This window comes from Polaribacter butkevichii (assembly GCF_038024105.1).
Classification (GTDB): Bacteria; Bacteroidota; Bacteroidia; order Flavobacteriales; family Flavobacteriaceae; genus Polaribacter; species Polaribacter butkevichii.
Map to the genome: position 1 here is coordinate 2,740,733 of NZ_CP150661.1, position 16,974 is coordinate 2,757,706.

General features: G+C 30.0%; 8 protein-coding genes. 7 read left to right on the forward strand and 1 reads right to left on the reverse strand.

From position 1 onward, the window contains the following. Positions 1-66 precede the first annotated feature (66 nt). A complete protein-coding gene (locus WG951_RS11770; protein WP_105049615.1) occupies positions 67-2,664 on the forward strand; it encodes a T9SS type A sorting domain-containing protein in 2,598 nt (865 codons plus the stop codon). Positions 2,665-3,085: 421 nt separating this feature from the next. On the opposite strand, the gene WG951_RS11775 is transcribed toward WG951_RS11770, so the two are convergent. Then, on the reverse strand, positions 3,086-3,973 hold the full coding sequence (locus WG951_RS11775; protein ID WP_105049614.1) for an AraC family transcriptional regulator: 888 nt from the start codon (positions 3,971-3,973) through the stop codon (positions 3,086-3,088). A 736-nt stretch (positions 3,974-4,709) separates the two neighbouring features. Between WG951_RS11775 and WG951_RS11780 the strand changes: the two genes are divergently transcribed. The 6 genes from WG951_RS11780 (at position 4,710) to WG951_RS11805 (ending at position 16,969) form a co-directional block, all read left to right on the forward strand. Further along, entirely contained in the window at positions 4,710-7,871 is a 3,162-nt protein-coding gene (locus WG951_RS11780; RefSeq protein WP_105049613.1) for a SusC/RagA family TonB-linked outer membrane protein, read from the forward strand. A 24-nt stretch (positions 7,872-7,895) separates the two neighbouring features. Beyond that, positions 7,896-9,656 carry a RagB/SusD family nutrient uptake outer membrane protein gene (locus WG951_RS11785; protein WP_105049612.1) on the forward strand — a complete coding sequence of 587 codons (1,761 nt, stop codon included), beginning with the start codon at positions 7,896-7,898 and terminating at the stop codon, positions 9,654-9,656. Between the two features lie 711 nt (positions 9,657-10,367). Next, positions 10,368-11,921: a sulfatase gene (locus WG951_RS11790; RefSeq protein WP_340914282.1), complete on the forward strand. Its 1,554-nt coding sequence runs from the start codon at positions 10,368-10,370 to the stop codon at positions 11,919-11,921. A 29-nt stretch (positions 11,922-11,950) separates the two neighbouring features. Beyond that, a complete protein-coding gene (locus tag WG951_RS11795) occupies positions 11,951-13,366 on the forward strand; it encodes a sugar porter family MFS transporter (RefSeq protein WP_105049610.1) in 1,416 nt (471 codons plus the stop codon). A 45-nt stretch (positions 13,367-13,411) separates the two neighbouring features. Then, positions 13,412-14,116: an SGNH/GDSL hydrolase family protein gene (locus WG951_RS11800; RefSeq protein WP_105049609.1), complete on the forward strand. Its 705-nt coding sequence runs from the start codon at positions 13,412-13,414 to the stop codon at positions 14,114-14,116. Positions 14,117-14,128: 12 nt separating this feature from the next. Further along, complete coding sequence (locus WG951_RS11805) at positions 14,129-16,969, forward strand: sugar-binding domain-containing protein (RefSeq protein ID WP_340914284.1); 2,841 nt, start codon at positions 14,129-14,131, stop codon at positions 16,967-16,969. Positions 16,970-16,974: the final 5 nt, after the last annotated feature.

Here is a 16,974-nt window from a genome sequence, read left to right on the forward strand (position 1 = left end):
TTTAAAGTATAATTAGTGTTTTTAATACATCAATTAGATTTATAAAATTTAAAAATATAATTCATTATGAAAAAAAGTACCTTAATACTATCACTTGTTATAATCGTAATAACATCACTTATATATTATAATTTACTAGAAAGTAACAATAGTACAGATGCTAACTTTGAGTATAAAGAAAAGAAAGGGAGACCAAAAATTATGTTTCCCCAACCACCACCATTTGATCCTGCTAAATTAGAAGAAAAAGAGTTGAAAGACTACGCAAATTGGAGAGAAGAGCTAAAGGTTTCTGGCAATCAGTTTACAGATTATAGTAAGAAAAAGCCAAATAGAGAAATAGAATATTTTTCTAATTTACCAAGTTATTCTTATGCAAATAAGAGAATTAATGGAAATTGGGCGCAAAAATATTTACATATGTCATCAAATGTAGGGCCAAGTTATAGTGAAGGTGGTTCGGATGCACTTGGTTCTGTTTACGACCCTGTTAACGAAGAGGTGTATGTACTTTCTAGACCAGGTCACCTCTATAAAATTGATGATACTAAACAAGTAAAATGGTCTCTTAGAAATCATAAGCGAAATTTTTTAGGAAATAGTAGTTTAAATTTTAGAGGTTTAGTTTTAAGTGGTGTTAATTTACCAGATAATAGTTTTCGTCTTGTAAATCAACAATCAAATGGGGGTATGGAGTTTTCTGATGATGAAGGTAGAACTTGGACAACAGCCAATGGAGCCTTATTTCAAAATTCACTAAACTTTAAAACGCATGTTGTGAAAACGCCAACAGGAAGAAGGGTTGTTGCTCATGGAGGTAATTTTGAAGGCAACTCTGGTTTTGATAAACTTTTTATTTCAGATGATTACGGCTTAAATTATAGAGAATCTAGGTATAAGTTTTCTAGAAGTTCTTTTGAGGTTAATACTCTTAAACCTCATAATGACAATAGTATTTACGCTTTTGTTAGGAGAAAAAGTGATTCGAAAATATTTATTTTTAAACTGGAGGCAGGAGAGAGTGAATTTAGTATCATAAAAGAACCAACACAAACTTTTACAGGAGTAGACACCTTGCATGGAGCTTTAGTTGGTGGGGTTTATTATTTTTATGTAAGTAGTGGAAACAAGAATATATATTATTCAAAAGACGAAGGAGAAACTTGGGAACATACAAATAATACCAATGACAGAAATATAGTGGAAATGCATCCTACAAAACCAAATATTGTTTTTAAAGGATTTGTAGATTTATTTATTTCTCAAAACTTTGGAGCTAGTTTTGCAGGAAATAATCATCGTTTAAGTCCGGGAACTTATGTTTGGGATTTAGAACATTTTAGAATTTATGATAAAGAAGATGGAGGTAGTTTTACCTTTTCAGGATTTCATTTTGGTAGTTATTATACCACAGACCCATCTGATTGGAGTTCTTGGAAAAGTATTAATAGAGGAAGTCCTAATATGCTTTCTTATGATGCTGTTACCAGTGAAATTCACGATAAAATATACGTAGCAAATCAAGATAGGGGTTCACAGAGTTTTTCTGGAACACCATCTCAAAACGGATATTACGAAACTGCAAGAGAAGCGAATACAGATGTTTTTAGAGTCGCTTTATCTAAAAATGAATCTTCAGTTTGGTTTTGGTATTGGTATGGTAGAATAGGGAGAGCAAGCACAACTAATGGAGGTAATTATGGCACTGTTGTTGGTAAAAACTATTATGGAAATTGGTGGGCAACAAGCATGATTCCTTCACCAGACAATAATGAGGATGCTATTTATATTCCTTCTGGTCAAAATAAATTAGAAAAGATTACTTATAATGGTAGTACTTTAATTAGAACAATTCATCCTTATACTTTTCCAGGATCTGCTGTAAGTTTTAATTACTCTCCAGTAAATACAAATAGGTGGTATGTTGGTTTAAAAACTGGAGAATTTTTCTATTCAACAGATGGTGGTACAACTTTTACAGAAACAACTTATACTGGTACTATGCCTGGTCAAACAGATAAGCATACAAAGCAAAGACAGGTTATAAAAGGAAGTCCTGCAGATGAGTCTACAGTATATTATACAGGTAAAGGCAACATTTTTTTAATTTCTAAAGATGGTGGTATAACATTCACCAACCACAATATTGGTCTTAATGTTAATGAAATTATGGATTTTACAGTAGCTCCTTCAGGAAAATTTATATTTGCTGCTTGTAATTTTAGTGGAATCTGGGTCTATTCTACAGAAGAAGATAAATGGTTTGAAATGAATGGAGATGATGTGCCTGAATTAACAAGTTTTACAGATGTGCAGTATATTAAGTCTAAAGATATTGTAAGATTTACCACTTATGGAAGTGGTGTTTTCGATTTTAAAATAGACGTTAGCTCTTTGTCTATAAATGATAATGTTATAAACGAAACAGAATCCGTTAAAGCATTTCCAAACCCAACTTCTGGAAGTTTTAAAGTACCTGTGCCTAATGCTTCAAAAGATGTTTTAGTGCATATTTATACAGAAGCAGGTAGGTTAATTACAAATAGTAAATACAAAGTTGTAGGTGGTCAAATTCAACTTTCTCTAAAAAATGAAGCTTCAGGTATTTATTTAGCTAAAATATTTTTAGAAAAACCAGCTTTTGTTAAAATTTTAAAAGAATAAAAATAATTGTTTTCTTTTGATAGTCTTTAGCTAAACTTCTTAGGTAAATTTATGTTTTATACTGATTAACAATAACCATAAGTTATTATTAATGAAGATTCTTGCAAGAAAGAGTTTATAGATATGTACTTCTATAGGTTTGCATATTCGGCATCATTTATTAAAGATGATGCCAAAAAAAAAACGATGAGTATGGTTACTAAGAATATTTATCTAACATATATGTTAGGGAAATATTTAATATAATTCATTAAATAGTTATAATTATTTTAGTGCAGGTTTTTTAGGTAGAACAATTGTAAATCAGTAGTTTGAGTTGTTTTTTTTGTTTAAAAAGTTAGTGAAGATTTCTACTTAAGTTAATGTTAGAAATTTTATTAATAGTTCTAAAAAAAATACCTGTTTAGGTTCTTGAAAAATATTATTTTATTTGACTTTTTTTGTAATTTCTTGGTGATTTACCCATGAAATTTTTAAATATTCTAGAAAAATATAACGGATCTTCAAAGCCAATTTTGTAACTAATTTCTTTAATACTAAAATCTGTATAATTTAGATACTCACAAGCTTTTTGAGTTTTTTTGAGATTAAAAAACACCATAATTGGGTAACCAGTATTTGATTTAAATTTTGTGTGCAAATAAGATTTTGAGTAATTAAACTTGCTTGCAACTTCATCTAAAGTAAAATTTTTATCCAAATTATCTAACAAGAAATTTTTAATAGAATTGATAACGTTATCATTATCACTTCTATTTACTTTAAAATCGGAATCTTGATAAATAAAAGTACTAATAAAACTTAAACTTAGTAAATTTGCATACTCTATTTGATTTTCTAAATTATTATGATCAAAAAGATTAAAAATTTTTTCAAACAATGTTATTTTTTCTTTTGAAAAAGGTGTGTTTTTATAATTTTTAGCATCAGTAATTTTATATCGATTAAATAATTCGATAGCAAGATTTCCACTAAAATGAAACCAGTAAATTGTCCATGGGTCAGATTCATCTGCTCTGTATTCATGCTTAACTTTTCTTGGTATTATAAAAAATTCGTTGGGAGAAATTATATGTTTTATATCATCTAAAATAATTTCGCCTTGCCCTTTGGTACAATAAATTAAAATATATTCATTAGATCCTTTGTTTCTTCGTCTATAATGATTATTTGCTTTTGGATAATGACCTAAATCGGTAATGTAAAAATTTTTAGTAATAGGATTGTTTTTTGCAATACTAATTATAGATTTTGGTAATGAAATTAATTTCTGTCCCAAAAAGCCTTCTCTTAAAGCGGTTGTATCCATAGTAAAATATACTTTTAATTTTTATTCATTTTAAATGGTAGTTTATTTGTAAATATATGCTTTTTTTTTAGAGTGATTAAATCCATAAATTATGCTATTTAATTTAGTTGGTATTTTTTTATTTAAATAAACCCTTTAATTTAGGTAGTTATAAAGGTTTTTGTGAAATAAATATTTTTTTAACCTAAGTTTTTTTGTCTATATTTTAAATATTTTCGTCTATTTTATTTACTAGTAGGTCGTTATATATTTGATAAAATTATATGCCTATTTTAATTATAACGTAAAAAAAACTAAATAAAATTATAAATATCAAAATGCAGTTATTTTTCTCAATTGAAATATAATAGATTCTTAGATTTAAGAAAATAAAGACTGTTAAGTGTTTAAATTAAGTTTTTAATGGTTTATAAATTGTTTTGTAAAGATTAACAGCATTAAATACTAGTACTTTTAAAATTATTTTCTAATTTTTCATTTCAATTTTAAAGAAGGTGTATGTTAAATTTATAAGATTAAATTAAAGAATAATTAATTGTAAATATAATATTGTAGGTTTTATCTTTTTAGTAAGGTGGCATTTAATGATTTTTTAGAAAAATATAGATGCGTCCATATTTTACCTTGATTAATCCATTTTTACAACACTTAAAATTTTAATCTTACATCATTATTTTAATTTCTTATCGAAATAATATTTAAAACAAAAAAAACAATCAATTAAATACTATACAATATGAAGCACTTATTTTTAATTATGACAGGTTTCCTAATTATCTCTTCATCATTAATTGGGCAGAATAAAGTTTCTGGACAGATTACTGATGAGTTTGGAGAGCCTTTTCCAGGAGTTAGTGTTTTGGAAAAAAATACAACAAAAGGTTTCGTCTCCGATTTTAATGGAAAATACGAAATTACAGTTGAAGACAACGCAACTCTTGTTTTTCGATATTTAGGATATAAAACTGAAGAAATTTTGGTGAATGGTAGAAATAACATTTCTCTTAAAATGGTAGTAGATAACGAAGGGTTAGATGAGATTGTGGTTGTTGCTTATGGTACTCAAAAAAAAGAAACCATAACAGGTTCTATTGAAACTTTAAAGGTGGGTGATGTTGTAAGTAGCCCCGTAACAAATGTAAAAAACCTATTAATAGGACAAATACCTGGATTGTTAACAAATCAAAACCCAGGTTTACCGGGTTCAGATAATGTTGCTTTAAGTATTAGGGGGTTTGGAGCTCCTTTGATTATTGTAGATGGGGTTGAGTCTTTCTTTGATCGTATAGATCCTAATGATATAGAGTCAATTACAGTTTTAAAAGATGCCTCTGCTGCTATTTATGGGGCTAGAGCAGGTAATGGGGTTATATTAGTAACTACAAAGAGAGGTAAAGCAGGTAAAACATCAATAGATTATCATGGTTATTATGGTTTTCAAAAAGAAATTTCATTTGCAAACTATGCGAATGCTACAGATTATTTAACCTTAGGTAGGTCAGCTATATTTAACGATCAATATAATCCTAAAAATCCTGGTGCTGATGTAGTGTATCCTGCAGATTTCTCTCAAGAAAGACTTGATTTATACACTTCTGGGCAAAGAAAATCTTATGATTGGGCTGATGGATTATTAAAAAATAGTGGAGCTGCAATAGCGCAACATAATTTAAGTATTAGGGGCGGTGGAGAGAAATTTAAATACTTTACTTCTATTGGTCTAGCAACACAAGATGCTATTTTTGAAGGAGATTATGACTATCGAAAATTGACAATCACTAATAATATGGATGCTGATCTTTCAGAGAATTTAAAGATGAGTTTAAACACTTCTTTTATAGATGAATATAAAGATTATGCTGCAACTACTTTAGGTGATTTTTTTGGTGATTTAAGAACGGCACAACCTTTCTATAATTATGAATTTCCAGATGCTGACAGAGCACCATTTTCAGGCTTTACTCAGCGTTCTCCAGTGGCAAGGGTAAATCAAAGGTTTTCTGGTTATAATAGAACAAGAACAGAAACCCTAGCAGCTGCTTTAGAATTAAAATATAAAACTCCCTTTATTGATGGTTTATCTATAGGAGTTAGAGTTAACGCACGTTTTAGAAATGATTATCAAGATTTTTTACGAAGAGCTTATGACGTTTTTTCTTACGATCCAGAAGCTGTTACAGAAGATAACGATGGTTATACACTTGAAGCTTCTAATTTTGCACAAGCAGGTTATGATCAGGCTTATTTTACAGGTGCCGGAGAACCTCGTAGAAGAATACTTCCTAGAATTTTTATAGAATATGATAAATCATTAGGAAACCATGATCTAAAATTTTTAGCATTAAAAGAAAAAGAAACGAATACCTTTAATAATTTATTTGTTCAAAGACGTGAGTTGTTATCTTTTGAAGTTCCGCAGATTAGTGGAGCAGATGACCTTACATCTATTGGTGCTGCAAGTACTGGTAGAACTCAAGAGTATAAAAGAGTTAGTTACGCAGCTCGTGCAAACTACAGTTATAAAGATAAATATTTATTAGAAGCAACTATTAGAGCAGATGGTAGTTCTTATTTTGGACCAGATGTTCGTTGGGGTTATTTTCCATCAGTTTCTCTTGGGTGGAACATATCAAAAGAAAACTTTTTAAAAGATAATGAATTTGTTAGAAATTTAAAACTAAGACTTTCTTATAGTGAAACTGGTGTAGATTCAAATGTTGGTAGAACTACTTTCGATTACTTAACTGGTTTTTCAGAATCTCTTGGTAATGTATATTTCCTTGATAACACTGCAACGCCAATAATTGTAGATCAAGGGTTGGCAAATCCATTTATTACTTGGGAGCAAACAAAACTTTATAATGCCGGTTTAGATTTTAGTTTTTTAAATGGACAACTATATGGTAGTGTAGATGTTTTTTATAGACTAAGAGAAGGCTTATTAAGAAGACCAATACAAGGTTTTCCATCAACTTTTGGAGCTAATTTACCTCTAACAAATTTAGATAGTAGAAGCAATCGTGGTTTTGATCTTTCTTTAGGATATAAAGGTAGAGTTGGAGAAGATTTTACATTTACATTAAATGGAAATGTTGGATTGGCTAGAGAAAAATTTGAAAAAGTAGAGGAAGAAATTGATGAAACCAATCCTATTGATGTTAAGTATAATAAAAGAGAAGGAAGGTTTGTTAATGAAACAGTATTTGGTTATGTATCTGATGGATTATTTCAAAATCAATTAGAGGTAGATGACTATTTAAATCAATACACATTAGAAGACCTTAATGGTTCGCCTCAACTTGGAGATATAAGATATAAAGATGTAAATGGTGATAATATTATAAATCAAGAAGATAGAGAACAGTTAGGTTTTGGTACTTTTCCAGAAATGACTTTTGCATTAGCTACTAATTTTAAATACAAAAATTTTGGTTTAAACTTATTATGGCAAGGTGCAACTCGTTTTAATTTAAGTATTGCAACTCAGGCAAGAAATCCTTTTGATAATGAACGTGTACCACTCCAAATACATACACAATATAGTTTTTATCAAGACCCTGAAAATCCAGGTCAAAATGGAAACCCTAATGCTCAACTACCAGCTTTTGGTAGAAATGGTGCTCGTGCTTGGAATAATAATTTTTCAGATTTTTGGTACAAAGATGCAACATACTTAAGATTAAAAACAGCAAGTATCAATTATTCGATTCCTAAAAATATTTTAGAAAAAACAGGAATGAATAAATGTGAATTATATGTGTCTGCCGATAATTTATTGATGTTTAATAAGTTAGGTATATTTAGTGACATAATCGATCCTGAGGCTGCAGCTAATAATGATGGTTTTACTTTACCAACATTACGTACAGTTACTTTAGGTATAAAAATAGGATTATAAAATAATAAAATAACAAATAACAATATGAGAAAATTTATAATTTTTTTAGCAATTTGTCTTACAACTTTCAGCTGTAATGATGATTTAAATGTAGAGCCAGATTTTTTATCTGAGAGTTCTGTCTTTGAAGATAAAGCTTTAACAGAGGCATATATGTCACAGATTTATGAATCTATGCAGTTTATGAATACTACTTCTTTTGGGCAAACAAATATGGGCCTTATTAGTGCAATTGGTGCAGAGGCTATTGCTTTTGCTAATTGGCAAGCACCAAACCAAGCTTTTTTAAGAACCTATTCTCAACAAAATGGGGCAGGTACACTTGGCTACTGGGCTTATGGGGCAGTAAGGCAAAGTAATTTTATTATCGAAAATATTGTCAATAGTAAAGCTTTTGAGAAAGAATATATTGATAAAAAAATACTGGAAGCAAGATTTTTAAGAGCTTATATCTATTTTGATATGGTAAAAAGATATGGAGGTGTCCCGTTAATAACAAAGGTTCAAAAAGCAGATGACCCTGAAGAAGAATTGTTTCCAAAGCGTGCAAAAGAACAAGAAATATATGATTTTATTTATACGGAACTTAATGATATTATAGGTAAGTTTTCTAATGATAGAACAGGAGCAGAAGGTAGAGTTGATAAATATACAGCTCTAGCACTACAAAGTAGAGCAATGCTTTATGCAGCGAGTATAGCAAAATTTGGTGAAGTTGATTTAGATGCTGTTGTTGGTATTAATTCATCTTTAACAGAGCAGTATTATAAAAGAAGTTACGACGCTTCTGTGGCTTTAGAGAAAAGTGGAGTATTTAGTCTTTATAATGCAAGTCCAAGTGACAAAGTGAAAAATTTTGGAGATTTATTTTTAACAGATGGTTTAGGTAATCCAGAGGTAATTTTTGCAGAAGTATACGAGCCAATAGTAAGAGGTCATAATTTAGATTACTTAGCGCATCCAGATGGTTTTAATACTACCTGGAACTCTAATTTCCCTGTACTGTATGATTTTGCTGAGTTATTTGAGTATAAAGATGGAAGACAAAATGTACCAAGATCTATGCTTACAGCAAATAATGATTGGGATATAAAAGATTTTTTCGGAGAAAAAGATCCTAGATTTGTAGCTTCAGTATTTTTTCCTCAAACTAGTTGGAGGGGAGAAGAAGTTTACTTTCATACAAACACTACTTACACTTTAAACGGACAAGTTGTAACAACAAATCAAGGTAATATAGACGTAAATGGTGCTACTTGGCCTGCATCTGGACCTGCAAGATCTATTAGAAATACATCTCTTCTATTAAGAAAAAGGTTAGATCCAAATTTACCACTTTCTGGTGTTATTGAGTTAGGGTCTGGGCAAGATTTTTTTGTATTTAGATATGGTGAAATCCTTCTTAATAAAGCGGAAGCTGCTTTTTATTTAAATAATAGTGGAGAAGCTCTAGATGCCATTAATAAAATTAGAGATCGTGCTGGTATGCCTCTTAGAACTATTGCTACAGAAGAAAACATTAGGTTAGAAAGACAAGTAGAATTAGCTTTTGAAGACCATAGGTTTTGGGATTTAGTTAGATGGAGAACAGCAGTTGAAGAAATGGATGGAGTAAGGATGTCTGGATTGGTTTTTAGGTATAATTTAGATACAGATAGATATGTGATTACTTTAAAAAATGCAGAAACTCAAACAAGAATATTTGGAAAAGAACGTTATTATTTGCCAATCTCACAAGGACTTATAAGTGATAATGAAAATTTAGTACAAAATCCAGGTTATTAATAATAACTAAAAAGTAATGAAAATAGTTTTTTGAGATATAAAATTCCATCATTTAAAATTACTTAGATTGATGGAGTTTTATTTTTATAAATTACGTTACAATTAAATTTTAAAACCTAACAATTTAGGTGCAATGTTATAATATATTTAGATTTCATCTTTTTAAATAAGTTTAATAGTTTAAGTAATATTATCTATGTTTCAACAGATATAAGGTATTTTAAGAACACTTATTTAATCTAAATTTGTAAGTAAATCATTTTATTTATGATAGTAAATACTTTCAAATATAAAACAAGTTATGTTTTTTGTTTTCTAATACTGTCTGTTTCAAATGGTTTAACCTTACAGGTTTTAGATATTGAGATTGATAAAAATAAAAAGTATCAAAAAATAAAAAGATGTGGAGTTTCAGGTATTTGGCTTTGTTAATTTGTTGGTTTGAATTGGCTTAATGAAAAATAGCAGAACTATCATTTAGTAAAGAATTAGTTAATTATAGTGATACAGATAAACAAGTTCAATTTTAAAATTTTTATCTAAATAAAATGTACGTCACTTCAGGTGATAAAAATTTAGAATTAACCAAAGTAGTAGTATTATAACTATAAAAGAAAAATCAATTAACACAATAATAGGATGTCAAAGAATATAAATATGAATGCAATTTTAAATAAGAAATTTGAGTTGATTTTGTGCCTTTTTTTTACAGTGATTATTTTAAACGCTTGTAAGACAAAAGGCACTATTTCAAAAGAAGAAAAGAAAAGACCTAATATTCTTTTTATTGTGGCAGATGATCTAGGTGCGCATGATTTAAGTTATGCAGGAAGTACTTATTATGAAACACCAAATATAGATGCAATTGCAAACGAAGGTGTAGAATTTACACAAGGGTATGCAGCTGCCCAAGTATGTAGCCCTTCAAGAGCAAGTTTAATGACGGGTCAACATACAGCAAGACATGGTGTTACTGATTGGATTGGCGCTCTAACAGGCGAGACTTGGGGTGAAAGAAAAAACACAAAAGTTTTACCACCAGAATACGTACACGCAATTTCAGAAGATAATATTACCATAGCAGAAGCATTTAAAGCAGATGGTTACAAAACATTTTTTGCAGGAAAATGGCATATTGGAGACGTTCCTTACTCTCCAGAAAACAATGGTTTTGAAATTAACATTGGTGGTTGGGAAGTTGGTAGCCCAAAAGGAGGCTATTATGCACCTTGGAGCAATCCAAAATTAGATTATAAATATAAGGGCGAAAACTTAACAAAAAGACTGGCTTTAGAAACCGCAGACTTTATGTCTGATAATAAAGACGAGCCATTTTTTGCATTTTTATCTTTCTATGCAGTTCATGGTCCAATAGAAACTACGCAAGAAAAATGGAATAAATATAGAAACAAGGCAGAAGCGCAAGGAATACCAGAAAAAGGTTTTGAAATGGAGCGTATTTTGCCAATAAGAACTGTTCAAGATAATCCTGTTTATGCAGGTTTAGTAGAATCTATGGATGATGCTGTAGGTGTTGTTTTAAATAGATTAAAAGAATTAGGTTTAGATAAAAACACAATTATAGTTTTTACTTCAGATAATGGAGGTGTTGCAAGTGGAGATGCTTTTTCTACTACAAATTTTCCATTAAGAGGAGGAAAAGGTTATCAATGGGAAGGTGGTATTAGAGAGCCATATTTAATTAAAGCCCCAATGTTAAAAAATTCTCCAAAAGCCATTAGCTACCCAGTTTCTGGTGTAGATTTTTATCCTACGCTTTTAGATTTAGCTGGTGTAGCACTAAACCCTAAGCAAATTATAGATGGTGTTAGTTTAGTGCCTTTATTAAAAGGAGAATCTTTAGAGGATAGAGCCTTATTTTGGCATTATCCACATTATGGAAATCAAGGAGGTGAGCCAGTAAGTATTATCAGGAAAAATGAATTTAAATTGATTCATTATTATGAAGATGGAAAAGATGAATTATATAATTTAAATACTGATCCTAAAGAATTAAATGATGTTTCTTCTTCAAATTTAGAAATAACAAAAAAATTAAGAGCAGAATTAGATGAGTATCTAAAAAATGTAGATGCAAAAGTACCTACTACAAATAAAAACTACGATGCAAAAAAAGCTACTGAATTGCAAGAAAATAGAAAAACGAAAATGATGCAAAGTTTAGAAAAGCAACGTAAAGATTTTTTAAAGAAAGACTTTAAACCAAATGAAGATTGGTATAACAGTAGTTTAACCAAAGACTAAATCATTAATACGAATTATTAAAATAAATTATGGAAATCAATCACCAAACACAAACAGAAAGTAATAAATTTAATTTTAGATACTTGCTTTTTTTAGCATTAGCTTCTGCAATGGGAGGATTTTTATTCGGTTATGACTGGGTGGTAATTGGTGGTGCAAAACCATTTTACGAGTTATATTTCGATATTAGTTCTATGCCAACTCTACAAGGCTGGGCAATGAGTAGTGCTTTAATAGGTTGTATTTTCGGAGCCATAATTTCGGGTTTTGTTGCAGATCGTTTTGGACGTAAAAATCCTTTAATTTTTGCAGCTGTATTGTTTACATTATCTGCTTTTGGTACTGGTTATGTAGATAGTTTTACACCCTTTATTTTTTATAGATTATTAGGTGGTTTAGGTATTGGGTTGGCTTCTACATTATCACCAATGTATATCGCAGAAATTGCACCAGCAAAGTATAGGGGGCAATTTGTTGCTATTAATCAACTTACCTTAGTAATTGGGATTTTAGTAGCACAAATAGCTAATTTTTTAATTTCAGATCCTGTTTTAGATGAAGCTACTATGCTATATTCTTGGAATGGTCAAACTGGTTGGAGATGGATGTTTTGGGCAGAATTAATTCCAGCTATCTTATTCTTTGTGTTAATGTTTTTAGTTCCTAAAAGTCCTCGTTTTTTAATGAAAATGAATAATGTAGTTGCAGCTAAAAAAGTATTAGCTAAAATTGGAGGAAATTCTTATGCAGAAGAGGAAATTAAAAATATTGCTTTAACCCTAAAAGAAAGTAGAAGTGTTAAAATTAAATTTTCATATTTTAAAAGTCCTAAAGTAAAACCCATTTTAATTATAGGTATTGTTTTGGCAATTTTTCAACAATGGTGTGGAATAAATATCATTTTTAATTATGCTGAAGAAATTTTTACAGCTGCTGGTTATAGTGTTGGAGATATGTTATTCAATATTGTAATTACCGGAAGTGTAAATCTAATTTTTACCATAATTGCAATGAGAACAGTAGATAGCTGGGGTAGAAGAAAATTAATGCTTTTTGGTTCTATTGGTTTAGGGGTTGTATATGCTATTTTAGGGGCTGCTTATTATATGCAGTATACAGGTTGGCCTGTTTTGGTATTGGTATTAACAGCAATAGCTATTTATTCGATGTCTTTAGCACCAATTACTTGGGTTGTTTTGTCAGAGATTTTTCCAAATAAAATAAGAGGAGTTGCAATGTCTATAGCAACATTTTCATTATGGGTTGCATCCTTTATATTAACATTCACTTTTCCAATATTAAATGATGCTTTAGGTGCTTCTGGTACTTTTTGGGTATATAGTATTATTTGTGTTTTAGGTTTTTTATTCATCAAAAAGAAATTACCAGAAACCAAAGGAAAAAGTTTAGAAGAAATTGAAGCAGAATTAACAAAAGACAAGTAAAATACAATGATATTCAGTTTAAAAAAATCAACAATAATTTTTTGTATGGGCCTTTTATTAAGCATCAATTTTGCTTGTGCTCAACAAAAAAATAACATATCTATAAATCAGATAAAAGTTGAAACCTATTTAGATTCAATCAAAGTTAAATTGATGAAAAAGTGGCCAAATAATAAGTCTGTAAATTTAGTTTTTCATGGACATTCTGTACCAACAGGATATACTACCAAAGGTGTTGTAGATCGTTTAAGCGCATATCCTTTTAGAACTTTAAAAAAGGTAAATGATTATTATCCTTACTCTGTAGTAAATACAATTACAACGTCTATTGGTGGTGAGCAATCAGAACAAGGGGCAAAAAGATTTAAAGAAGAAGTTTTAAGCTACAGGCCAGATGTACTTTTTATAGACTATGCTTTAAATGACAGAGGAATAGGTTTAGAAAGAGCAAAAATAGCTTGGGAACAAATGATTGTTGAAGCACTAGAGTATGGTACAAAAGTAATTTTATTAACTCCAACCCCAGATTTAAGAGAAGATATTTCATCCGAAGAAACAAAACTAGCAAAACATAGTGCTCAAATTAGAGCACTGGCAAAAAAATATAATGTTGGTTTAATTGATAGTTATGTACTATTTAAAAAATTAGCAGAAAAACAACCTTTAGTTGGTTATATGTCTCAAAACAATCATATAAATCAGAAAGGACATCAATTTGTAGCAGATGTAATTTTTGAATATTTTAAATAAATTAATTATAATATGAAATTTTACACCATCGTAAAATCCTTTACTATTTGTCTTATAATTCTTTTTTTTATTTCCTGTGGAAATAAAAAAGAGAACAGCATCGATTTATCAGGTAAGTGGAGTTTTCAGGTTGATTCTTTAGATCAAGGTATTACAGAGCAATGGTATCAAAGTCAATTTAAAGAAACCATAACATTACCTGGTTCTATGAACACAAATGGAAAAGGTGATGAGCTAAGTGTAAAAACAAAATGGACTGGTAATATTTGGGACAATGATAGTGTTTGGTACAAAGCTGCAAAAATGGCTAAATACAGGCAAAAAGGAAATATTAAGCTTCCTTTTTGGTTAACCCCTAACAAAAAATATACAGGAGCAGCTTGGTATCAGAAAAAGGTAACGATTCCATCAGACTGGAAGGCTAAAAAAATAGATTTACATTTAGAGAGAGTGCATTGGGAATCTACAGTTTGGGTAGATGCTAAAAAAATAGGGATGCAGAATAGTTTAGCTACAGCACATGATTATAGTTTAGGAGCTGCATTAACTGCAGGGGAACATACCATAACGATAAGGGTAGATAATAGGGTAAAAGATATTGATGTTGGAAAAGATGCACATAGTATTTCTGATAACACTCAAAGTAATTGGAACGGAATTATTGGAGATATAAAATTAATTGCAAAACCTAAAATAGCAATAGGTAATGTAAAATTATACCCTAATGTTACTGATAAAAAGGTAAAAGTTGTTATCCAGATTAAAAACCTTACCAAAGAAAACCAAACAGCAAAATTAACTTTAACTGCTATCGAAAAATCTGTAGAAGGTTTTTCTTTAAATACATTAAAAGAAGAAATTACAATTAGCGAAAATAATGAGGTTGTTTTACATTATGATATGGGTGATAGCCCAAAGCTTTGGGATGAATTCAATCCCAATGTGTATCAAATGCAAATTACTTTAGATTCCAAATCGGGTACAGATAGAAAAAACATCGATTTTGGAATGAGAGAATTTAAGGCAAATGGAAAAGTCTTTACCATTAATGGAAGGCAAACTTTTTTAAGAGGAACCTTAGAAAGTGCTATTTTTCCATTAACAGGTTATCCACCAACCGATGTTGCTTCTTGGAAGAGTATTTACAAAGTAATTAAAAATCATGGTTTAAATCATGTGCGTTTTCATTCATGGAGTCCTCCAGAAGCTGCTTTTATAGCTGCAGATGAAGAAGGAATTTATTTACAAGCAGAGGCTTCTGCTTGGGGTACTGTTGGTGATGATAAACCAATTGATGGATGGCTCTATAAAGAAGGAGAGGATATTATAAATGCATACGGAAATCATCCTTCATTTGTATTGATGACGCATGGAAACGAACCACATGGAAAGAATAGTAAAGAGTATTTAAGAGACTATGTAAATCATTTTAAAGATTTAGATAATAGAAGATTATATACTAGTGGCGCAAATTGGCCATATATAGATAATCTAGATTACTTTAATGGTGGGGCACCAAGAATTCAAGCTTGGAATCAAAATTTAAAAAGTATTATAAATGCACAACCTCCTCAAACGTTATTTGATTGGAGTAAGCATATTAACAAAACTCCAATGCCTTATGTAAGTCACGAGATTGGTCAGTGGTGTGTGTATCCTAATTTTGAAGAAATGTCTAAATATACAGGTGTTTTAAAACCTAAAAACTTTGAAATATTTCAAGAGTCTTTGGCAGAAAATGGAATGGCAGATTTAGCTAAACAATTTTTAATGGCTTCTGGTAAATTACAAACTTTATGTTACAAAGCAGATATAGAAGCAGCTTTAAGAACTAAAGATATGGCTGGATTTCAACTGTTAGATTTACACGATTTTCCAGGTCAAGGAACTGCACTTGTTGGGGTTTTAGATGCATTTTGGGGAGAAAAAGGATATGTATCACCAGAAGAGTTTAAAGCATTTAGTGGTCAAACAGTTGCTTTAGCGCGTTTTCCAAAAAGAACATTTAAAAATACAGATACTTTAAAAGTAGCTATTGAAGTTGCACATTTTGGTGAAAAAACATTGAAAAATGTAACGCCTAAATGGTCTTTAACAAACATTGATAATACTGTTTTTGCAGAAGGGAGTTTAGTTGAAAAAGATATTGAAATTGGAAACGGAATTCAATTAGGAGAAATTAGTTTATCACTTTTAAAAGTTGATAAAGCACAAAAATTAACACTTTCTGTTAATGTAAATGAGTTTAAAAACACTTGGGATTTATGGGTGTATCCTAATAAAATACCAGCAATTACAAATAAAAATAATGTAAAAGTTGTAAATAAATTAGATGCATCAACTGTTAATTATCTTCAAAAAGGAGGTAATGTTTTATTTAACATTACAAAAGGAGATATAGCAGCAGATAAAGGTGGTGATATTGGCATTGGTTTTTCAAGTATTTTTTGGAACACCTCGTGGACAAATGGTCAAAAACCACATACTTTGGGTATTCTGTGCGATCCTAGAAATCCGGCTTTAGCAGATTTTCCAACAGAATATCATTCTAATTGGCAATGGTGGGATGCTATGACAAATTCTAATGCAATTATTTTAGATGATTTACCAAAAATGACTCCAATTGTAAGAGTGGTTGATGATTGGTTTAAAAACCGAAGACTAGGGTTGGTTTTTGAAGCAAAAGTTGGCAAAGGAAAAATCATCATTTCTGGAATCGATTTACACACAAATTTAGAATCAAGATTAGAGGCAAAACAACTCTTGTACAGTTTAAAAAAATACATGACAACATCTGAATTTAATCCAGAAGTTACGTTAGAAATTAATCAAATTAAGAGTTTGTTAAAATAATAATA